Below are 19,975 nucleotides of genomic sequence, written 5' to 3' on the forward strand. Positions count from 1 at the left end.
GATGAGACATATGAAACCGGTACGAGTGATCGCCGTGACTAGCGGCAAGGGCGGGGTGGGTAAAACCAATCTTTCCGTAAACATCGGCGTGGCGCTGGCCAAGATCGGCCGGCGGGTGGCTATCCTCGATGCCGATATGGGGTTGGCCAACGTCGACATCTTGTTAGGTCTGTTTCCGGAGTTCAACTTGTCGCACGTGCTAAACGGCGAGAAATCCCTGAAAGAGATCATGATGACCGGCCCGGCCGGGCTGAAAATCATTCCGGCGTCTTCCGGCGTGCAACGCATGTCTGATTTGTCCAGCGCGGAGCAGGCCGGCGTGATTCGGGCCTTCAGCGAGATCGATAGAGAACTGGACGTGCTGATTGTCGATACTGCTGCCGGTATTTCGGCCAGCGTGGTCAACTTTGCCCGCGCCTGCCAGGAGATTATCGTCGTGGTTTGCGACGAACCGACGTCTTTGGCCGACGCCTATGCTTATATCAAATTGTTAAACCGGGACTACGGTTTAAACAGCTTTCACATCATCACCAACATGGTGCAGTCTGCGGAGCACGGTCAGGCACTGTTCAATAAGTTGAGTAAGGTGACTGACCGCTACCTGGACGTGGCCTTGCAATTTGTCGGTGCGGTGCCGCAAGACGAATACTTGAAAAAATCGGTGCAAAAACAGGTACCGGTGGTAGAGGCGTTTCCGCAAAGCAAAGCGGCATTAGCCATCAAAAATTTGGCCAGAAAAATCGACCATTGGCCGATCAAACCCAAAGCGGGCGGTTACCTGGAGTTTTTCGTCGAACGCATGATCCAATACAGCATGAGAGAGGATGTTGCATGAGCGGAGCGGCAATGTATGCTGCCGTGCAAGCTGCAAATATTGACGCTTTGGTGGTTCAACACACGCCGCTGGTAAAACGCATTGCCTACCACTTAATGGGCCGCTTGCCGGACACGGTACAGCTTGACGATTTAATACAGTCTGGCATGTTGGGTTTGCTGGAAGCCTTAAAACACTACGACGCCGGTCAGGGAGCCAGCTTCGAAACCTATGCCGGGATCAGGATCCGCGGCGCGATGTTGGACGAATTAAGGCGTTCCGATTGGACGCCGCGCTCGGTACATAAAAAGGCGCGAATGGTAGCCGACGCGATCCGCGAGGTCGAGAATCGTTTGGGCCGGGATGCCAAAGACGCCGAAGTTGCCAAGCACATGGGAATCGACTTGGGCGAATACCATCAGATTCTGCAGGATGCGGTGTCTTGCAAAACCTTTAGCGTCGAAGAATTGATTCAGGGCGAAGACAGCATCATCGACGATGTTCAAGGCCATCACCAACCCGACGAATTGTTACTTCAGCAGAATTTTCATAAAGCCTTGGCGAAGGCGATTGCGGAATTGCCAGAGCGCGAGCGGTTGGTGATCTCGCTTTATTACGACGAAGAGCTAAATTTACGCGAGATCGGCAAAGTGCTCGACGTCAGCGAATCGAGGGTCAGTCAAATCTGTAGCCAAGCCATGTTGCGCCTGCGTGCCAGGCTTGCGGATTGGATAGAACGGAAAGATAATGAAAAGTGCAGCTAAATTGCGGTTATTTCAGGATTTTTTCTGCTGTTTTCGGCAATTGCAAGCTTGTTTCTTAATAAATTATGTGATCTGGGTGGAGATTTTTCTTGGATAAAAATATGCGCATTCTGATTGTCGACGATTTTTCGACAATGCGGAGAATTGTAAAAAACTTGTTAAAAGATCTCGGCTTTACCAATACGGTCGAAGCGGACGACGGCAAAACCGCATTACCGATTTTGGAAAAAGGCGGCATCGATTTTCTAATTACGGACTGGAACATGCCTGGTATGACCGGCATAGATTTGCTGAAGGCGGTCAGATCGACGCCGAATCTGGCCAACCTTCCGGTGCTGATGGTTACGGCCGAAGCCAAGCGCGAACAGATCATTATGGCAGCGCAAGCCGGCGTAAACGGTTACGTGATCAAGCCGTTTACCGCAGCGACGTTGAAAGAAAAGATCGAAAAGATCTTCGAACGTATCGACGGTTAACTGCCAGGAAGCGCGCTATGAATAATGACCTGTTGAGTTTGGCCCGGGAATTGGTTGCGGCTTTGGAGAAAGGCGACGAAGCGGTTGCCGACGAGATACTCGATCAAGTTGCCGGGGTCCGGGAGACGCAGTTGTTCAAGGAAGTCGGCCGGCTGACCCGGCAATTGCACGACACGATGGTGAGTTTCTCGGTAGATTCGAAAATTACCGCGATGGCCGAACATGACATACCGGATGCCAAGGAGCGATTGCATTACGTGATTGCGATGACCGAACAGGCGGCCAACCAGACCCTGACCGCGGTGGAAGATCTGCTGCCGGTTTCCGACGAGTTGAGCACTCAAGTCAATCAATTGGCGGGGCAATGGAACCGGTTTCTGGATCGGGAAATGCCGTTCGACGAATTCAAAGCCATGAGCGCCGATTTAAGCCAATATTTCAACCAGTCGCGGCAAGCCATGGACAAAATCCAGGCCGGATTGAACGACATTTTGATGGCGCAAGGCTTTCAAGATATCACCGGGCAAATCATTCGTCGGGTGATCGATTTGGTTCAGGATCTGGAAATCAGCATGGTCAATCTGATCAAAATCTCCAGCCGTAAAGTCTCGGCCAATGCGCAAACTCCCGCCGCCCATCACGAGTTGCCGGGGCCGGTGGTGCCCGGTGTTGACGATAGAGAGGGCGACGTCGCGACGAGTCAGGTCGATGTCGATGATTTATTGTCTAGTCTAGGTTTTTGAGGAAAAACGTCATGGCGATCGATCTGGACGATGAAATATTGCAGGATTTTCTGGTTGAGGCCGGAGAGATTCTGGATTCGTTGGGCGAGCAGCTGGTCGAGTTGGAGCAGTCGCCTGGCGATCTGGATTTACTCAATGCGATTTTTCGCGGCTTTCACACGATCAAAGGCGGTGCCGGATTTTTAGCGATCAGCGAGCTAGTCGATGTCTGCCATAGCGCCGAAGACGTGTTCAACGTGTTGCGGCAGGGAGATCGCCAAGTCACGCCGGATCTGATGGATGTGATCTTGCAAGTGGTCGATATCGTCAACGAAATGTTCGGTCAGGTTCGCTCGGGAAATGCTCCCAGACCCGCCGACAAAGGTCTGTTGACTCGTTTGAAAGCTTATGCCGAGCCGGTCGGAGCGGCGATGGAAGCGGAAGTGGTTGAAGCGGAGGCCGCCGAAATGCCGGCAGACCCCGTGCAACCGATTTCCGCCCAAAGTTCCGCGATGCAGGATTTCGACGCCATGTTGGATCCGGAAGAGCTTTTGGCAGCAGACGAATCCGCGGCGGATTCCGACGAAATCACCGAACAGGAGTTCGAGGATTTGTTGGATGCTCTGAACGGCAAAGGCGGGGCGCCGACGGCGAAGAGCCAAGCGCCAGCATCCTCTCAAGCGCCCGCCGATGATGAGATAACTGAGGAGGAGTTCGAAAACCTGCTCGACGAATTGCACGGCAAGGGCAAGTTTTCGGCAACAGTCGCAGTACCCAGTCAAGACGAGCCGTCGGCTGCGCCGACGGACTCCGGCGATATTAGTGAAGAGGAATTCGACCAGATTCTGGATGCATTGCACGGCAAGGGAAAGTTCGACGCGACCAACCTGCAAAATATCGACCCATCCTCGATTCCGGAACTGCAAATCACCCATCAGCCAAAAGTCGAGCCGCCCGCTGAACCGATCGCGGCTAAACCGGCGGTTCGAGCCAAGCCCGAACCGGCTGTTTCGACTACGGTTTTCGACGAGACCGAAAGGTCGGCGAACAAGGCCTCGGCGTTGGACTCGGGGCTGGACAAATCCAAGGCGGCACCGCAAGCGGATACCACCGTTCGGGTCGATACCCAGATTTTGGACGATATCATGAACATGGTCGGAGAGTTGGTGCTGGTACGCAATCGGTTCCAGACGCTGAAGGCCAATGCCGAGGCCGGCGAGCAATTGTCTAAGGCCATATCTAATTTGGACGTGGTCACCGCCGATTTGCAATTGGCGGTAATGAAAACGCGCATGCAGCCGATCAAAAAAGTCTTCGGCCGTTTTCCGCGCGTCGTGCGCGACCTGGCGCGCAGTCTGAAAAAAGAAATCCGGCTGGAACTGGTCGGAGAAGAAACTGATCTGGACAAGAATCTGGTAGAAGCCTTGGCCGATCCGCTAGTGCATCTGGTCAGGAATGCCGTAGACCACGGTATCGAGCCGCCGGACGAGCGCGAAGCGAAAGGTAAGCCGCGCGAGGGCGTCGTGATCTTGAAAGCCTCGCAGGAAGGCGACCATATCCAGTTGTCGATCAAGGACGACGGCAAAGGCATGAATCCCGAGCTGCTACGCGCAAAAGTCGTGGAAAAAGGTTTGATGGACGAAGAAAGTGCCGCCCGCCTGGAGGATAAAGAGTGTTACAACCTGATTTTTTTGCCGGGTTTTTCCACCAAAAGCGAAATATCGGACGTCTCCGGCCGCGGCGTCGGCATGGATGTTGTCAAAACCCGTATCGCGCAAATGAACGGAGTGGTCGAAATCGATTCGGTGGAAGGCAAGGGCAGTACCATTATCATCAAGGTGCCGTTGACGTTGGCGATTATGCCGACCTTGATGGTCAAGTTACGCGGCCAGGCTTTTGCGTTACCCTTGGCCAGCGTGTTGGAAATTCTGGATTTGGATTTGAGCAAAACCAACAAGGTGGACGGGCAGTTGGTAGTCATGGTCAGGAACAAAGCTTTGCCTTTGTTCTATCTCAGCGAGTGGTTGGTCAAGGATTATTACGCGAGTAGCGAACCTCAGGCTACCAGTCATGTCGTAGTGGTCAACGCCGGGGGCCGTCACGTAGGTTTCGTGGTTGACCAGTTAATCGGCCAGGAGGAGGTGGTGATCAAAGCATTGGGCGCTAAATTGCATGGTTTGGAGGGCTTGGCGGGGGCGACGATCACAGGTGACGGTAAAATCGCGCTGATTTTGGATGTGCCGGGCTTGATGAAGAAGTACGCGGTTTGATGTGGCGATATGGCCATTCGGGTATTGGTAGTCGATGATTCTCATTTCATCTGCCACAGAATCACCGAAATTCTGGAAGAAGACCAAGAGTTCAAAGTAGTCGGTGTGGCCCATGACGGGCGGCAGGCGGTTGAAAAGGCTGCGGCGCTGCAACCGGATGTGATCACGATGGATGTGGAAATGCCGGTGATGGATGGGATTTCAGCCGTCAAGCATATCATGAGTACCCGGCCCGTTCCGATTCTGATGTTTTCCGCCATGACCCAGGTCGGCGCCAGAGCGACTTTTGATGCCTTGAACGCTGGCGCCATCGACTTTCTGCCTAAGCAATTGGAAGATATCGATGCCAATCGGGAAACTGCTCGTTATCTGTTGCGCTATCGGGTCAGGATGGTGGCCGGACAGGCAGCGAAAATAGCCGCTTCCAGAGCCAGTATTGATGCAGGCTCGAGACGGGGAGGGAGGGATGCCGCAGAAACCCCTGTTGCTAAGGTCATCAAGGAGCGGGTATTACCGGTCAAGCCGATTGAAGCGGGTATCAGTAAAATCGATTTGGTGGTCGTCGCCGCTTCTACCGGCGGCCCGGTCGCCATGCAATATGTGTTGAGCCGGATTCCGGCGAGTTGTTCCGTGCCGATATTGTTGGTGCAGCATATGCCACCGAACTTCACCAAAAGCTTCGCCGAGCGGCTCAATTCGCTATGCAGTATCGAAGTTCGGGAAGCGCAGGACGGCGATATGCTGCAACCCGGTTTGGCGTTGTTAAGCCCAGGAGCCGTGCAGATGCAACTCAAACCGACTCCGGGCTCCCGCCAAATCGCGTTACGGCCGAAACAAGCCGGCGAAATTTATAGCCCCAGCGTGGACATCACGTTCAGTTCTTTGGCCGATTGCTTCAATGGCCGGGTGTTAGCCGTGGTACTGACCGGCATGGGGGCGGACGGCAAACTCGGCGCGATGAAATTGCGCCAGCACGGTGCGCAGATTTGGGCGCAGGACGAAGCCAGCAGCACGATTTACGGTATGCCAAAGGCGATTGCCGAGGCTGGGCTGGCCGACCATGTTTATTCTCTGGACGAGATTGCGAACCAATTTAACAAACTGCACTGATGGATATTCTTAGCGTTCTGGGTGTTTTGATCGGATTTGCCGCGATTATCGGCGGCAACCTGATGGGCGGCGGCGAGATCGGCGCCCTGGTCAATTTTCACGCCTTCGTCATCGTGGTGGGCGGCACCCTGGGCGCAACTTTGCTGCAATTCCCGCCCAAAGTTTTTCTGCGCAGCATGCGCATACTGGCCTGGATTTTTATGCCGCAAAACCTGCAGTTGAAAAAACAGATCGATAAAATCGTGCGTTGGAGTACGCTGGCCAGAAAAGAAGGCTTACTTGGCCTGGAAACCGTCATCGATAGCGAAAAGGACACTTTCGCCAAAAAAGGCCTGCAACTTTTGGTGGATGGCAACGAACCGGAAGTGATTCGCGATTGTTTGGAAGTGGAGTTGACGACCAAGGAGCATTTGGATAACCAAGCCGCCCGCGTGTTCGAGGCTATGGGCGGCTACGCCCCTACCATCGGCATCATCGGCGCGGTGATCGGCTTGATACACGTGATGCAGAATTTGGCCAAACCCGAGCTATTGGGCAGCGGCATCGCCACCGCATTTGTGGCGACCATTTACGGAGTCGGGCTGGCCAATTTGCTGTTCATTCCGATCGCCAATAAACTGAAAAGCCTGATTTTCGAAGTCTCGCAGGCGCGGGAGATGGTGATAGAGGGCATTTCTTCGATTGCCGAAGGCGAAAACCCACGCAACATCGAGTTGAAATTATCCGGGTTTTTGATCGAAAAATAAGGAATTGGGAATGAGCCGGCGCAAACGCGTTAAATCTCCGCTACCGACTGACAACCATGACCGCTGGATGGTGTCGTATGCCGATTTTGTCACGTTGCTGTTCGCGTTTTTCGTCGTGATGTACTCGATTTCGTCGGTCAACAAAGGCAAATACGAGACATTTTCCGAATCGTTGGACCAAGCCCTGTTTCACAACGAAAAAGTCGAGAGGGAAGCGGAGCCGATCCAAATCGGTACCATCCCGACTACGATACAGCCGATCGAGCTGCCGAATCTGGCCACGGCCGAAGAACGGGAGCTCAGCGAAGAAATACTGCAGGAAAAACAGCGGTTGAGCGAGGTTTCCGAACAATTTCAGGGCGCGCTGCAGCCCTTCGTCGAAAGCAAACTGGTCGGCATTAAAAAGCACGATTTCTGGGTCGAACTGGAGATGAACAGCGAACTGCTCTTCGCCAGCGGCAAGGCGGAACTGTCGAGTAAAGCCCTTCCGGTGTTGGCAAAAGTTGCGGAAGTGGTGCGCGATGTACCTAACGTGATTAACGTAGAGGGCTATACCGATAACGTGCCGATTTCCAGCGGCATGTACCCTTCGAATTGGGACCTGTCTTCTGCGCGCGCTACAAGTGTGGTCAAGGAATTGGTGAAGAACAATATCCCGGCCACGCGTTTATCGGCGGTGGGCTATGGAGAATTCCATCCGGTTGCCGATAACAAGGATGAAGAGGGGCGCTTCAAAAACCGGCGGGTGGTGTTGGTTTTGATGTCGCAAGCATTTGCCAGGTACGGTATGACCGACGATGAAAGGGCGAAGGCATTGAATTTGGCGCCAACATCCGAACCCTCGCCGAACCCCGAGCCCATTACCGAAGACTCGCCGGCAGCACCGGCACAGTGATTATGAAGATCTGGTCTGTTTCCAATCAAAAAGGCGGCGTCGGAAAAACCACTACCGTGGTGACTTTGGGAGGGCTGCTGTCCTCTTGGGGTTTTAGAACCTTATTGGTGGATTTGGACCCGCACGGTTCGTTGAGCAGTTATTTCGGCATAAATCCCGAAGAAGTCGAGTTGGGCGTTTACAATCTCTTTCTCGATGCCAGCGAAAAGAAGAAGAATATCGATCCCCAGGTCTATGTCGCCAAGACCCGCTTCCACGGTATTGACGTGTTGCCCGCCGCCACCGCGATTGCGACGCTGGATCGGCAAGTGGCGGCAATCGGCGGAATGGGTTTGGTTATTTCGACCGCGCTGCACAAGATGGCCGACCGCTACGATTACGTGATTATCGACAGCCCGCCGATGCTGGGGGTGTTGATGATCAACGCTTTGGCGGCCTGCGACCATCTGCTGATTCCGGTATTGGCGGAATTCCTGGCGCTCAAAGGCTTGGACCGCATGGTGCATACTATCAAAATGGTGTTTCATTCGCGGAAGACTCCGCCGAAATTCACCATAGTACCGACCATGTTCGACAAGCGGACCAAGGCCGCCCGCGATAGCTTGGCGGCTTTGTATCAGCAGTATCCGGATAACGCTTGGCGTTCTGTGATTCCCGTAGATACAAAAGTTAGGGATGCCAGCCAAGCCGGTGCGCCGCTGCCGCTGTTCGATAAAAATGCGCGGGCCAGCGAAGCCTATACCGAATTGTTGGAATTGTTATTGCTTGAGAAAGGTGGAGACAAAACCTTGGCGCCGCATTCATGAAGCAAAAATCCCCTCCCGGTATCGTCAAACAACAACTGGCACTCGATGCCTACCTGCAAACTTTACTGGACGATGTACCCGAGGCGGACGCGAGCGTCGAGGCGGAAGCATCTCCACCCGTCAAAGCTAGTCCAGTAACTTCAGTAGCGCGACAACCGGCCCGGATTTTTGTCGAGGCATTGCCGCCGGCGGCTTTGATAGCAGAACCGAAAGTCGCCAAACCCCAAACCGTCAGTCCGGTCACGGCGCTTGCCGCCGTTGAAAATCCGGCTAAACTTCAGGCGTTGTCGGTGATGCCGGAGTGGTCGCAGTACGAGTTTCAGGCATTGTTTTTCAAGGTCGATCAATTGATTTTGGCAACGCCGTTAGTCGAACTGTCGCGAACCATCAAAATGGACCGCAAACCCAGTCAAATTCCAGGCCAGCCGTCGTGGTTCCTGGGATTGGTCGACGAACATGATTGCCGTATCGGTGTGCTGGATACCAACCAGTTGATTTTCGGCAAGAGCCGCGCCAGGGTGCGAAATTTAGAAGATTCTCCCGCCAGCCGCATCTTGATTACCCAGGACAAAAGGTGGGGCTTGATCTGCGACGAAATTCTGTCGATCGGCAAAATCAAACCGGACGGAGTGCGCTGGCGCACCGCCCGACAGAAAAAGCCGTGGTTGATCGGTACGGTGATAGACGAGCTGACAGCAATTGTTGACGTAAAACAATTGGTGCCGCATCGAAAATAATTTAATAGCCTTTGGATAAGACAACATGAGTGAAGATAGAAAACAAGGCGATCCCGTCATGCAATGGGTGACTTTTTGTCTGGGTGACGAAAAGTACGGTATCAATGTGATGCAGGTGCAGGAGGTATTGCGGATTACCGAGATCGCGCCGGTGCCGGGCGCGCCCTCTTATGTATTGGGAATTATCAATTTGCGCGGTAACGTGGTCACCGTCATCGATACCCGCAACCGTTTCGGTTTGCCATCGAAAGAGACCGACGACGCGTCGCGGGTAGTGATTATCGAAACCGACCGTCATATCATCGGTATCTTGGTCGATAGCGTGGCCGAAGTCGTGGAGATGCGCGCTTCCGAAATCGAAACCGCGCCCAACGTCGGTAACGAGGAAAGCTCGAAATATATTCAAGGCGTAACCAGCCGCGATAACCAATTGCTGATACTGGTGGATTTGAATAAATTCCTCAGCGACGACGAAAAGGCTGAATTGGATATGTTTTAAACCGAACCGGCCGGCGGACGACGCGGCGGGAGGGCATATGATAGAAATCACGCCGATCACACCTTACCAGCCGGTCAATGCGCCTTTGAAAGTGGAACGGGAACAGCGCGATAAACGTCATCCCGACCAAAGGCCGCCGCAAGCGAAGCAGGACCGGAATCGAAGCAATGCTAACCCGCAGCCGGCCGAACACATAGACGAAATAGTGTAATGACCGATTACTTAGTGTGGGGGTTGGCGGCAGGCGAACTGGTCATATTGGCGGTATTGCTACGCCTGATCGGCAGCCAAAAACGTCTGGAACGTGAGCTTAAGCTGCTGGAAGAGCGCGTGCAGCGCAGCAACGAGGATCTAGCCGGTTTATGTTCGGCGGCTGTCGCGGTAGACCGCCGGCTGGCAGCCAACGATAACCGGTTGAACACGATCGCCGACCGGGTCAGTAGGCCGGTTCAGGCGTCGGCGCCTCAGCCCCATCCAATCCAGGAAGAACCGACTCCGGCCCAAGGCTACGAGGACGTGATCCAAAAAATTCGCCGTGGTGCCGATATCGACGAATTGGTCAGGGACTGCGGCCTGACTCGAGACGAAGCTTTGTTGCTGATGCGTTTGCACGGTGGCGGTAAGCGTTGACGGCTACGCGCCAAGCCCCGGTTCTTAAATGTATTGCGTCACTCCGCGTTCGGCAACCACAATCCTCGGATCGGCAATCCGTTCCAACAACCGCCGGTAATTCTCGTCGTGTTGGCTTCTGTCGTTATACGGATGCCAAAGATGCAGCACCGGCACGGCAAACCTGCCCTCCTTGCGTTTGCAACCGGAGTGGATCAAGCGAATCACCAGATCGGAATCTTCGTATCCCCAGCCTTCGAACATTTCGTCGAAGCCGTTCACGGCCAGAAAATCGGCTTTCCAAAACGCCAAATTGCAGGTCATGGCTTTTTGCCAGCGCTGCGGATTGCGATAGCGCCATCCATGTAGTCGCAAATAGGCCAGCGGCAACAACCGGTTCAGCTTTCGTTGTAGCCATAATCCGATAAAAAAACCGATGGATTGGCGGTGTAACGGAATTTCCCTGCTTAGCGCTTGTTCGGTGCTGCTGGCGTTGAGCAACAACCGGTTGCCGGGCACGAAATAACCGGTTTCGGCAAGCAGACGGTGGCGGGCGATAAAGCTCGGAAACGCTATGCAGTCGCCGTCCATGAACAACAGATAGTTACCGGTTGCAGCCGCAGCGGCCTTGTTGCGTATGGTCCCGGCGCGGAAGCCTTTGTCTTCGTGCCAGATGTGGCGAATCGGTATCGGGCTGGCCTTACTTTCCCGCTCGATTAGCTGGCGGGTGGCTTCGCCAGAACCATCATCCGCAATCAGGATTTCGAAGTTTCGATCCAATTGGTCCTGCAGGCTGCGTAGGCAGGCAAGCAGCGCGGGGGGCCGATTGTATGTGGTAACGATGACCGAAATCAGTTCGCTGGCTGGCGGCATGGGCAGGTTTACCGTTGTTCGGGCGTCCACTTCAAACTGGCGGCGGCGGCTTTTGCGTAGCGGTAAAAAGTACCTTCGAAGTTGCCCAGTGCCAACACGAACCCCGCCCAGCCGTCGAGAAAACCGAGCTTGAGGACGTAAATTCTAAAGAATGCCCATATTCCGTGCAGCAGGGCCGTCGCCATGGTCGGCCGTTTGCCGGCGCGCTCCAGTTTGCGCGCGCCCAACGTCGAATAACGCTGCATCTTATGCAGCAACTGCTCCAGGTTCAAAAACGGCACCTGGATGATGGCCGAATTGAAATAGCCAATTTTGCCGTTTACCGTGAAGCCTTCGTGAACTTCGGCGTGATCGTCGAAAACCATCGCCTGCTTGCGGAACAACTGCGGTTGCCGGTAATCCGGATACCAGCCGCAATGCTCGATCCAACGGCCCATGAACCAATTGCGGCGCGGTACGTAGTAAGCGTCTGCCTCGGGTGCGGATAACAGGCGCTCGATTTCGGCCCTTGCCTCCGGTGTGCAGCGTTCGTCGGCGTCTAGGCTGAACACCCAGTCGTGGCTGCAGGCCGCAATCGCATCGTTACGCAATTTGCCGAAGGTCGTGAACGGGATTTGTTGCACCGTTGCGCCCAAGTCGGCGGCTATTGTTGCAGTGCCGTCACTGCTATTGGAGTCGAGTACCAGCACTTCGTCCGCCCACAGCACGCTTTCCACCGCGGCGGCGATTTTGTCGGCCTCGTTATAGGCGATGATGTAGACGCTCAATTTCGGGCGAGGCCCGGTCGGAACGCGATTGGCGGATGTTTCTGTCATGGCGTGGCCGTAAAAAATCTATTGATGGTGCTTTGAGCTGAGGTCTCAGGCTTGGTAGGGCATGTTGGTTAATGCCGCTATTGCCAGTTAAATTCGCCGTTGAGCCGAATGCCATGCATGGTCATGCCGAATTGCGCCAATTCGCTGTCACGCCATTGATTGGCTTGGCGTAAACGGGCCATTTTCTTTAATTTCCGTTCCAGCCAGCTTTGCTGCAGCAGACGGTAATTGTAGCGGTTGCCCAAGCCTTGTTTATCGGATAAGCCCCGTTCCTGTTTCATCGCGGTTTGGGTCACCGAGCCGTAATGGTGTAGCCAGGATGCGCCGGTCATTGCGCAAGGAATGCCGGCCTTCTCGGCCTCGTGAAAAAACAGCGTGTCTTCATAGCCGAGCAATTTGGGTATTGGCTGAAAATAGCCGATTTCATGCCACACCGAGTCGTGGATTGCCAAACAGACGGCGTGCTTTCCGCCTAAACGCAGGGCATTGGCCATCTTTAGCGAGGCATCGCCGGCGAACTGGTCGAAGTCGTAGTCCAGTTTGCCTTCCACCAATGCCGGCGAAATGATTTTCAGCCGATTTTGCTCGGCGGTTTCGATCAGATTTTCCAACCAATTGGCGCTGGCCAGTACATCGTTATTCATGACCACGGTCCATTCCGCCTGTAGCGCCAGAGCCCCCTGGTTCCAGGCTACGCCGCAGCCGAGGTTGGATTTGTTCAGAATCAAACCGCCCAGTCCCAACGCGGCCAGATAATCGCAAGTGCCGTCGCTCGAACCGTTATCCACCACGACCACGCGCTTTAAATCCACCCCATGTTTGACCATGCTGTCGATACATTGGCGTGTGTAATTGATTTGGTTGTAGCAGGCAAAAGTGATGGCGTATTGGTCTGGTTTCATGTGTTTGGCTGGCTGGATATTAATCGCGCGATATTGGTGTTTGGGCTGAAATGATCTGTGCCGAAATTCCGGCGATGATCAATCCGTAAAAGGAACTGGTGTATTTAAAAGTTAATACTTCGCTGCTGAGACTGCATAAAACCAGGCTGGTGATATAGGCAAGGCCTAAATGGCAAGCGTATTTCGACCTTTCTAGATTTCTGTTACGCCAGAAGACGGTAAACGGAACCATGAATAAGCCCATCACCGAGATGCCGCCCATGACGCCGGAGCGTAGCAAATTGGCCAATAGCTCGTTGTGCGGGCCGTTATGCAGAATAGTTTCCCTGGCTTCGATACTGGCAAACGAACTTATCCAGGGGGCGTCGAGATATTGTTTAAAGTTGTGGTCGCCATATCCCTGTAATGGATTGTGTTGGAAAAGTTCCCAGGTAATTTGCCACATAGTCAGGCGTAAACCGGTGGAGGTTTCGGTATTGCTGCCGTTCAGCCAAGAGCTTAATTCGTAGATTCCGCTGAATATTCGGTCAAGCGTATAAGGCCTTACCAGAAAAATTAAAATAATGCCGACAATTACCAGCATGCCTAAATGTTTCAAAATTTTCGGCGGTAAATTTTTTCGGTTTAAAACTGCCCATAAAACCAATAACGGCGGGATAGCGATCCAGCTACCGCGGGTGCCGGAGCCGAGTATCAAATACAGGCCGGCCAATATACCTGTCGTCTGGTAAGCCACGAGTTTGAAGTTGAGTTTATCCGCTTCAGTTTCAATCCCGAACAAACAAAAAGCCGTTAAAACCAGGCTATAGGTGCCGAATTCGGTCGGATCCACTGCCGGGGTGGCGAAACGGCCGATCCAACGTTCCAATATTTCCGGGTGCGAGTAAATTACCGGAATCAGAATTAATAACGCGATTGGCGCGGAAAGCGCAACGATTTTGGAGAAGTTAAGTTTTATATGAAGAAAATAAATTAATACCGGGATGCAAAGTAATATTCGGGAAGGGCCGTCGTAGGGCTTAAAGGACCATTCATGCCTTAAGGCTTGGCTGACGAGTATTGCCAACACCGGCAAAGCCATTGTGATAATCAGCGGCAAAATCGAGTTTATCTGCTTTTGGGAATTGGCGCTGTGCCACGCGCTCTTGAAAGCCGCAAGTGCAGGAAGTAGCAACAGAAAAACAGTAATATTGGTCCAGCTTCGGACCGATAAATAACCGATGATACTGCTGGCCGTTACGATAATAACCGGCCAGTCAAGCCAGGAGGTTTGGGCATTTTCGATAAATTGGTTTCGGGATATAGCCATTTTCCGCATCGGTTTTGCTTTACGCTATTAAGAGCATTTCAAACCCAGGGTATTGTTACTGTTCCTGCCGGGCTTATAGATTAGGTTTGCTTCGGCGCAACGCATTTTTATCGTTTGCAATTCAGCCGCGGCGATATTGAACGCGCTGAAAGTTATTCTTGTGCCGGTAAAAAATAGTCGGAAATTTGTTGCCGAAAAATTTTTGGTTCCGATTTCAAATAATCCCGATAATCGTCTAAGGCGTGGTAATGGGCCGAAAAGTTGGTCAATATATTCGATGCCAGCCGCGAAAACGCCGCTACGAATTCGGCGGCCGAACTGTCCAATTTGTAACGAGTGGGAATAGGCAGATCGACATCGTTACCAGCGGAACCCAGTATGCCGGTTATCAGGCAACAGCCGTGCATCGCCGCCTCCCTTGGCATCCGGTCGCGGCCAGGATGGTGGCCGAAGTCGATGTAGAGTTTCGCTGCATAGAGTTGTTGCGACAGTTGTTCGCGGTTCAGGCCTTTCAGCGGGACGAATTGCCACTGCGGATTGGCGGCAATCAGCTTATCCGTCACCTTTTTACCTTTGTTGGGGTTATACAGGATGATGTCCCGCTTGGTGTTGGCGAATTCCAGGTGGTTATCGTTCAAAAAATCTTCGTTGATGGAGTCGATCAGCGGAACCGGTTCGATACCGCACCGTTTAAGATACTCGGTCGCGTGTTGGGTCTGCGAGAAATGGATCATATGCTTCAAGGATTTGGCGCCCATTAATGGTCGCTTTCCCTGAATTACTCGTTTCAAATACCGCACCTTATCGTGCAGTGGCCAGATATGGCGTCGTTCCAGAAAATTTTCCAGCGACAGCCACCATATTGCCGCTTTGGCATGGCGCACTTTATTAGCTAATTGCGGATAAACCTCCGGAAAAATAATCAGGTTGCCGGCCGCATCTTCGTAATTGGCTATCGGGGCCGTATATCGCAGGTAGGGCTCCGGTGTGTTTGCCGCTTTGTCGAACGGCAAATAAGTAATGTACCCCGGCAAGCCGAGCTGGTTCATATGGTCGACCAATTGGTGCAAAGCTTCCGGTCCGCCGGTCACGGCCCCCGCCGGGCATACGACTAATATTTTTTTAAATTTGGGCACTGTGGTTTCTGTCGAGTCGAATTGTAAGGGCAAATGTCATGCGTTCGGGCCGAGAGTTTATCTGATTAGTCGAGTAACCATAGGCGAGCCGTTAAACATACCGAATTGGCGACTAGGCAACTTGCTTTATCCAAGTCGTAATACCTCGGTAACTGCCTCGATGACCTGGCTCGCCGGCAACCGATCCAGGCATTCGCTGTGGCTATTCCGGTGGCGGTCGCATCCCTCCAGTTGGCATGGGACGCAGTTGTGGTCCGACAATCCCTGCAGCAAATAAACGTTAGCGATGCGTTTGCTGCCAACCTTTGCGAACGGGCTGGTTGGTCCGGCATAGCCGTACGGCCAAGGAGCCCATTTTTTCGGATCGGTCGGACCATACAACGCAACCGTTTGAGTGCCGGTGGCCGCCGCGAGGTGGGTGATGCCGGTATCCGGCCCGATAAACAGCGCTGCTTGCGCGATCAATTCCGCCAGTTCGGCCAGGGACAGTTGGCCGGCCATATTGGTTACAGGGAAGGTCAAGTGTTGTTCCAGTTCGCGCAAGCTTTCCAGTTCGGCCGGTTGTCCGCTACCGGTCAGTACCACCTGGTAGCCTGACCGATTCAAAAATTCCATTAAGCTAAGCCAACCGTCGTGGTGCCACTGCTTGTAGCGCCATTGCGGCATAATGTGCAGAACGGCATAAGGTTTTGTTGGCAGATGCGCTATTGACTTGGAACTGCGCGGCGGCGTTAGCCGGTAGCTAGGCTCGATGTTCAATACGCCGCAGAAGCGCAAGTTTTCCAGTACGGCATGATCGTAATCGTCGCCGAATGCCAGAGACCGGTCCAGCAGCAGTTTTTTCCACCAGGCTTTGCCTGGGGCGTCAGGCACAAAACCTATCGCTGTTTTGCCAGCGGCACATGCGATCAAACTAGGGCGGTCGCCGGCTTGGGTGGAGATCGCCAAATCGTAATTGCGGCGGATGCCGAATAGCAGTTTTACGAATTGTCCCAGGCTGGGTTTGCTCGGTAGCCGGATCAATTGGCGGATATCCGGGTTGCCTTCCAGCATGTCGGCGTTGGCGGCTGGCAGCAATACGTCGATATCGGCATCGGCGTAGGCTTGTTTCAAAGAGCTGATCAGCGGGGTAACCAGCAAAGTGTCGCCCAGGTAACGCAAGGTGATTACTAAAATGCGTTTCGGATGTATATTGAGCGGTTTTTGGTTTGGCATTGAGCGCTGGTTGATCGGCATAAGCGCACATTTTAAAGGTAAATATATTGGACACGTTACAAAATTCGCAACGCACTATGACCGATGGTCAGGTTTACCGGCGTTTGCTGAAGTTCGTGCTGCCCTACTGGCGTTTGTTTTTGCTGGTAGCGGTTGGCTTCGCGATTTATGCCGGTACCGAGCCGGCTGTGGTCATGATCATCCAACGCATCATCGACAGTTTCGGCGCTCCGGACCGTTCGAGCATCCAATATTTGCCGCTGGCGTTTGTGGTGCTGTTTCTGGTGCGCGGCATCGGCTCTTTTTTGGGGAACTACTATCTAGCAAGGATCTCCGGCAATCTGATTCATAAATTGCGCTGCGAAATCTTCAACCAATATACGCGCTTGTCGGTCCAGTATTTCGATAGCCACAACAGTGGCTATATGATTTCGCGGATCACCAATAACATCGGCGAAGTGACTAGAGCGACGTCCGATTCGATCCGTTCCTTCGTGCGGGAGGGCTTTACCGCGCTGGGGCTATTGGCCTATTTGGCTTACACCAACTGGCAATTGTCGCTGGTGTTCCTGGCGCTGGCGCCGGTCGTGGCGACGATGGTGCGTTACGTTGGCAAGCGCTTGAAGCGCTTGAGCCGCAATATGCAGGACACCGTCGGCGATTTGACCCAGATTACGTCGGAAACCGTGGCCGGCAACCGTATCGTCAAAAGCTTTGTCGGCGAGGCATACGAGCGCCAGCGCTTCAAGGCTGCGAGCCTGGAAAACCGAGCCCAGCACCGCAAGCTGATGATGACGATTTCGCTGAACAATCCGTTGATGCAATTGGTGATTTCCTTTGCCTTGGCCGGCATGATGTATCTGGCGCTGATCATGATGAAATCGTCCAGTCCCGGCGAGTTCGTCGGTTTTTTTACGGCCGCCTTTTTGTTGCCGAAACCGATACGCCAGTTAAGCGATGCCAATTCCGAAATATTGCGCGGTATCGCCGCCGCCGAGTCGTTGTTCGAGGTGTTGGACGAACCGACCGAGAAAGACCAAGGCGATTACCAAACCGACCGTTGTCGGGGGCGGATCGAATTTCGCAATCTGAATTTTCGCTACCCCGGTGCCGAAACGCCGGCATTGAGCAATATCAATTTAACGATAGAGCCCGGGCAAACCGTGGCCTTGGTTGGCGCATCCGGCGGCGGCAAAAGTACCCTGATCAATTTGTTGCCGCGCTTCTACGATTATACGGACGGCGAGATTTTGATCGACGGCGTCGAACTGAAGCGTTACCGCCTGGAAAGTCTGCGCCGGCAGATTGCACTGGTCACGCAACATGTTACGTTGTTCAACACATCTGTTGCCAACAATATCGCTTACGGCGCATTGCAGGGCGCGGAGCGGAGCAAGATCGAGCAAGCGGCGATCGACGCTTATGCGATGGATTTTATTGGCCGGATGCCGCACGGTCTGGATACCGAGATCGGCGAGAACGGCGTCAAACTGTCCGGAGGCCAGCGCCAGCGTTTGGCGTTGGCGCGGGCCTTGTTGAAGGACGCGCCGATTCTGATACTGGACGAAGCCACTTCGGCGCTGGATACCGAATCAGAGCGCTACATTCAGGCGGCACTGAACCGGGTCATGCGGGGGCGAACCACGCTGGTGGTGGCGCACCGTTTGTCGACGATAGAAGGTGCGGATGTGATTTTGGTGATGGATAAGGGGCGTATCGTCGAACAGGGCTCACATGCCGACTTGTTGGCGCTAGATGGCGCTTACGCAAAACTGCATAAAATGCAGTTTCAGGATCCGGAACCCGTGGTTCTGGGCGAAGGCTAGCGCGTTAGAGCCCACTGCAGAGATTCGGCGGCTCCGGACGGAGCCGTCAGAATTGCCGGGAGTTCTTCGAATTACGGAAGACCAGCGGTTTTTCGTTGCCGGCCATTGCCGTGGCACGGGCTGAGGTAATCGCCTCGTCTATTCGATGCCGCTCCGGCGATTTGCTGCAAACCGGATCGGTGCTGTACATGTCGCCGTTAAACAAATAAGCCTGGCAGCGGCAGCCGCCGAAATCCTTAAGTTTTTCGTCGCAGCTACGGCAGGGCTCCTGCATCCATTCCGTACCGCGGAAGAAGTTGAAGGTTTTCGATTCGTTCCAGATTTGCTCGATGCTGTAATCCTTGACGTTGGGGCAATCCAGGCCGGGCAGTTCGCGAGCGGAATGGCAGGGCAGGGCGGTGCCGTCCGGGGCGATGGTCAGAAAGGTGGTGCCCCAGCCGTTCATGCAGGCCTTCGGGCGGCTTTCGTAATAGTCCGGCACCACGTAATAAATCTTCATCTTGCCGGCGACTTTTTCCTTGTAGGCCTGGGCGATTTTCTCGGCTTCCTCGAACTGTTCCCTGGTCGGCAGTAGCACATCGCGGTTGATGTGGGCCCAGCCGTAGTATTGGGTGTTGGCCAGTTCCAGATAATCGGCGCCGAGGTTTTCGGCCATTTCCAGAATCTGCGGCATTTGGTGGATGTTTGCGCGGTGGATCACCACACACAACACCATCGGGTAGCCGTGCTTCTTGATTAAACGCGCCACTTCCTGTTTTTGTTGGTAAGTTTGAGTGCCGGCGATGTGATCGTTCAGTTCCTGGGTGCTGGCCTGAATACTGATCTGGATGTGGTCGAGGCCGGCCTGTTTCAAATCGACGATTTTCTGCTCAGTCAGGCCGTAGCCGGAGGTGATCAGGTTGGAGTAATAACCCAGCTCGCGGGCGTGGCTCACCAGCTCGACCAAGTCTTGGCGGGTGAGCGGCTCGCCGCCGGAAAAGCCCAGTTGCACCGCGCCCATTTTGCGGGCCTGGCTCAGTACCCGTTTCCAGTCCTCGGTGTTTAGCTCATCCGGGTATTTGGCGTAATCCAGCGGATTGGAGCAATACGGGCATTGCAGCGGGCATTTGTAGCTCAGTTCCGCCAACAGCCAGCGCGGCGGGGTGATGTTAGCCTTGTTTGATCCAGCCATTTTGCAGCGCGATGTTCAGGAAATTATGGATGTCGTTGCTCAAGCCGCTGGTTTCGAATTTGGCTTCCAGTTCGGCGACGATTTGCGCCGAGTTATGGGCACCGTCGCACAGCTTGAGAATTTCGGCCGAGCTTTGATTGAGTTCTACCATGCCTTCCGGATAGAGGATCACGTATTTTTGTTGAGCTTCTTCCCATTGCAGACGATGCAGTGGTGAGAATTGCAGGGTTTGTTCTGGATTGATGGTCATTGGGCTTCGGATTTGGAAAAGGTGATTGCC

The 19,975-nt window shown here is 53.7% G+C and carries 22 protein-coding genes; 14 read left to right on the forward strand and 8 right to left on the reverse strand.

Annotation, left to right across the window (positions count from 1 at the left end; translation table 11 throughout):
- Position 1 precedes the first annotated feature (1 nt).
- From NP603_RS17220 to NP603_RS17280, 13 genes are all read left to right on the forward strand, one after another.
- Complete coding sequence (locus tag NP603_RS17220) at positions 2-835, forward strand: MinD/ParA family protein (protein WP_256612130.1); 834 nt, start codon at positions 2-4, stop codon at positions 833-835.
- A complete protein-coding gene (locus tag NP603_RS17225) occupies positions 832-1,578 on the forward strand; it encodes an RNA polymerase sigma factor FliA (RefSeq protein ID WP_256612131.1) in 747 nt (248 codons plus the stop codon). The genes NP603_RS17220 and NP603_RS17225 overlap by 4 nt, the downstream gene beginning before the upstream one ends.
- Before the next feature lie 101 nt (positions 1,579-1,679).
- Positions 1,680-2,054, forward strand: coding sequence for a chemotaxis response regulator CheY (locus tag NP603_RS17230; protein WP_443192647.1), 375 nt, complete (start codon positions 1,680-1,682; stop codon positions 2,052-2,054).
- A 17-nt stretch (positions 2,055-2,071) separates the two neighbouring features.
- Entirely contained in the window at positions 2,072-2,797 is a 726-nt protein-coding gene (locus tag NP603_RS17235; RefSeq protein WP_256612133.1) for a protein phosphatase CheZ, read from the forward strand.
- 11 nt (positions 2,798-2,808) lie between these two features.
- Positions 2,809-5,046, forward strand: coding sequence for a chemotaxis protein CheA (locus NP603_RS17240; RefSeq protein ID WP_256612134.1), 2,238 nt, complete (start codon positions 2,809-2,811; stop codon positions 5,044-5,046).
- 9 nt (positions 5,047-5,055) lie between these two features.
- Positions 5,056-6,156, forward strand: coding sequence for a protein-glutamate methylesterase/protein-glutamine glutaminase (locus NP603_RS17245; protein ID WP_256612135.1), 1,101 nt, complete (start codon positions 5,056-5,058; stop codon positions 6,154-6,156).
- Positions 6,156-6,902 (forward strand): flagellar motor protein, encoded by a 747-nt coding sequence (locus NP603_RS17250; protein WP_054760144.1) that lies wholly within the window; start codon positions 6,156-6,158, stop codon positions 6,900-6,902. Before NP603_RS17245 ends, NP603_RS17250 begins: the two co-directional genes overlap by 1 nt.
- A 10-nt stretch (positions 6,903-6,912) precedes the next feature.
- Positions 6,913-7,797, forward strand: a complete 885-nt coding sequence (motD, locus tag NP603_RS17255; protein WP_256612136.1) for a flagellar motor protein MotD — start codon at positions 6,913-6,915, stop codon at positions 7,795-7,797.
- A 2-nt stretch (positions 7,798-7,799) separates the two neighbouring features.
- Complete coding sequence (locus NP603_RS17260) at positions 7,800-8,603, forward strand: ParA family protein (RefSeq protein ID WP_256612137.1); 804 nt, start codon at positions 7,800-7,802, stop codon at positions 8,601-8,603.
- Positions 8,600-9,340, forward strand: coding sequence for a chemotaxis protein CheW (locus NP603_RS17265; RefSeq protein ID WP_256612138.1), 741 nt, complete (start codon positions 8,600-8,602; stop codon positions 9,338-9,340). The genes NP603_RS17260 and NP603_RS17265 overlap by 4 nt, the downstream gene beginning before the upstream one ends.
- A 25-nt stretch (positions 9,341-9,365) precedes the next feature.
- Complete coding sequence (locus NP603_RS17270) at positions 9,366-9,839, forward strand: chemotaxis protein CheW (protein WP_054760137.1); 474 nt, start codon at positions 9,366-9,368, stop codon at positions 9,837-9,839.
- Positions 9,840-9,876: 37 nt separating this feature from the next.
- Positions 9,877-10,050: a hypothetical protein gene (locus tag NP603_RS17275; protein ID WP_256612140.1), complete on the forward strand. Its 174-nt coding sequence runs from the start codon at positions 9,877-9,879 to the stop codon at positions 10,048-10,050.
- Positions 10,050-10,469: a DUF2802 domain-containing protein gene (locus NP603_RS17280; RefSeq protein ID WP_256612141.1), complete on the forward strand. Its 420-nt coding sequence runs from the start codon at positions 10,050-10,052 to the stop codon at positions 10,467-10,469. Before NP603_RS17275 ends, NP603_RS17280 begins: the two co-directional genes overlap by 1 nt.
- A gap of 24 nt (positions 10,470-10,493) precedes the next feature.
- Here the strand turns inward: NP603_RS17280 and NP603_RS17285 are convergent, their stop codons facing one another.
- From NP603_RS17285 to NP603_RS17310, 6 genes are all read right to left on the reverse strand, one after another.
- Positions 10,494-11,321 (reverse strand): glycosyltransferase family 2 protein, encoded by an 828-nt coding sequence (locus tag NP603_RS17285; RefSeq protein WP_256612142.1) that lies wholly within the window; start codon positions 11,319-11,321, stop codon positions 10,494-10,496.
- A gap of 8 nt (positions 11,322-11,329) precedes the next feature.
- A complete protein-coding gene (locus NP603_RS17290; protein ID WP_256612143.1) occupies positions 11,330-12,136 on the reverse strand; it encodes a glycosyltransferase family 2 protein in 807 nt (268 codons plus the stop codon).
- A gap of 77 nt (positions 12,137-12,213) precedes the next feature.
- Positions 12,214-13,038 (reverse strand): glycosyltransferase family 2 protein, encoded by an 825-nt coding sequence (locus NP603_RS17295; RefSeq protein WP_256612144.1) that lies wholly within the window; start codon positions 13,036-13,038, stop codon positions 12,214-12,216.
- A 19-nt stretch (positions 13,039-13,057) separates the two neighbouring features.
- On the reverse strand, positions 13,058-14,347 hold the full coding sequence (locus NP603_RS17300; RefSeq protein ID WP_256612146.1) for an O-antigen ligase family protein: 1,290 nt from the start codon (positions 14,345-14,347) through the stop codon (positions 13,058-13,060).
- A 152-nt stretch (positions 14,348-14,499) separates the two neighbouring features.
- Entirely contained in the window at positions 14,500-15,438 is a 939-nt protein-coding gene (locus tag NP603_RS17305; protein ID WP_256612147.1) for a hypothetical protein, read from the reverse strand.
- A gap of 171 nt (positions 15,439-15,609) precedes the next feature.
- Positions 15,610-16,698, reverse strand: coding sequence for a glycosyltransferase family 9 protein (locus tag NP603_RS17310; RefSeq protein WP_256612148.1), 1,089 nt, complete (start codon positions 16,696-16,698; stop codon positions 15,610-15,612).
- A gap of 77 nt (positions 16,699-16,775) precedes the next feature.
- Between NP603_RS17310 and msbA the strand changes: the two genes are divergently transcribed.
- Complete coding sequence (gene msbA, locus NP603_RS17315) at positions 16,776-18,524, forward strand: lipid A export permease/ATP-binding protein MsbA (RefSeq protein WP_256612174.1); 1,749 nt, start codon at positions 16,776-16,778, stop codon at positions 18,522-18,524.
- Between the two features lie 46 nt (positions 18,525-18,570).
- On the opposite strand, the gene pqqE is transcribed toward msbA, so the two are convergent.
- Together pqqE and pqqD are read right to left on the reverse strand one after the other, a co-directional pair.
- Positions 18,571-19,695 carry a pyrroloquinoline quinone biosynthesis protein PqqE gene (gene pqqE, locus NP603_RS17320; protein WP_256612149.1) on the reverse strand — a complete coding sequence of 375 codons (1,125 nt, stop codon included), beginning with the start codon at positions 19,693-19,695 and terminating at the stop codon, positions 18,571-18,573.
- The gene (pqqD, locus tag NP603_RS17325; protein ID WP_256612150.1) at positions 19,673-19,945 is read right to left on the reverse strand and encodes a pyrroloquinoline quinone biosynthesis peptide chaperone PqqD; all 273 of its coding nucleotides are present in this window, start codon (positions 19,943-19,945) and stop codon (positions 19,673-19,675) included. Before pqqD ends, pqqE begins: the two co-directional genes overlap by 23 nt.
- Between the last annotated feature and the right edge of the window lie 30 nt (positions 19,946-19,975).

The sequence above is a fragment of the Methylomonas aurea genome (assembly GCF_024505045.1).
Lineage (GTDB): Bacteria > Pseudomonadota > Gammaproteobacteria > Methylococcales > Methylomonadaceae > Methylomonas > Methylomonas aurea.

Coding starts and splice junctions, on each gene's coding strand:
- NP603_RS17220 (WP_256612130.1), top strand. CDS start 2: ATGAGACATATGAAACCGGTACGAGTGATCGCCGTGACTAGCGGCAAG.
- NP603_RS17225 (WP_256612131.1), top strand. CDS start 832: ATGAGCGGAGCGGCAATGTATGCTGCCGTGCAAGCTGCAAATATTGAC.
- NP603_RS17230 (WP_443192647.1), top strand. CDS start 1,680: ATGCGCATTCTGATTGTCGACGATTTTTCGACAATGCGGAGAATTGTA.
- NP603_RS17235 (WP_256612133.1), top strand. CDS start 2,072: ATGAATAATGACCTGTTGAGTTTGGCCCGGGAATTGGTTGCGGCTTTG.
- NP603_RS17240 (WP_256612134.1), top strand. CDS start 2,809: ATGGCGATCGATCTGGACGATGAAATATTGCAGGATTTTCTGGTTGAG.
- NP603_RS17245 (WP_256612135.1), top strand. CDS start 5,056: ATGGCCATTCGGGTATTGGTAGTCGATGATTCTCATTTCATCTGCCAC.
- NP603_RS17250 (WP_054760144.1), top strand. CDS start 6,156: ATGGATATTCTTAGCGTTCTGGGTGTTTTGATCGGATTTGCCGCGATT.
- motD (WP_256612136.1), top strand. CDS start 6,913: ATGAGCCGGCGCAAACGCGTTAAATCTCCGCTACCGACTGACAACCAT.
- NP603_RS17260 (WP_256612137.1), top strand. CDS start 7,800: ATGAAGATCTGGTCTGTTTCCAATCAAAAAGGCGGCGTCGGAAAAACC.
- NP603_RS17265 (WP_256612138.1), top strand. CDS start 8,600: ATGAAGCAAAAATCCCCTCCCGGTATCGTCAAACAACAACTGGCACTC.
- NP603_RS17270 (WP_054760137.1), top strand. CDS start 9,366: ATGAGTGAAGATAGAAAACAAGGCGATCCCGTCATGCAATGGGTGACT.
- NP603_RS17275 (WP_256612140.1), top strand. CDS start 9,877: ATGATAGAAATCACGCCGATCACACCTTACCAGCCGGTCAATGCGCCT.
- NP603_RS17280 (WP_256612141.1), top strand. CDS start 10,050: ATGACCGATTACTTAGTGTGGGGGTTGGCGGCAGGCGAACTGGTCATA.
- NP603_RS17285 (WP_256612142.1), bottom strand. CDS start 11,321: ATGCCGCCAGCCAGCGAACTGATTTCGGTCATCGTTACCACATACAAT.
- NP603_RS17290 (WP_256612143.1), bottom strand. CDS start 12,136: ATGACAGAAACATCCGCCAATCGCGTTCCGACCGGGCCTCGCCCGAAA.
- NP603_RS17295 (WP_256612144.1), bottom strand. CDS start 13,038: ATGAAACCAGACCAATACGCCATCACTTTTGCCTGCTACAACCAAATC.
- NP603_RS17300 (WP_256612146.1), bottom strand. CDS start 14,347: ATGGCTATATCCCGAAACCAATTTATCGAAAATGCCCAAACCTCCTGG.
- NP603_RS17310 (WP_256612148.1), bottom strand. CDS start 16,698: ATGCCAAACCAAAAACCGCTCAATATACATCCGAAACGCATTTTAGTA.
- msbA (WP_256612174.1), top strand. CDS start 16,776: ATGACCGATGGTCAGGTTTACCGGCGTTTGCTGAAGTTCGTGCTGCCC.
- pqqE (WP_256612149.1), bottom strand. CDS start 19,695: ATGGCTGGATCAAACAAGGCTAACATCACCCCGCCGCGCTGGCTGTTG.
- pqqD (WP_256612150.1), bottom strand. CDS start 19,945: ATGACCATCAATCCAGAACAAACCCTGCAATTCTCACCACTGCATCGT.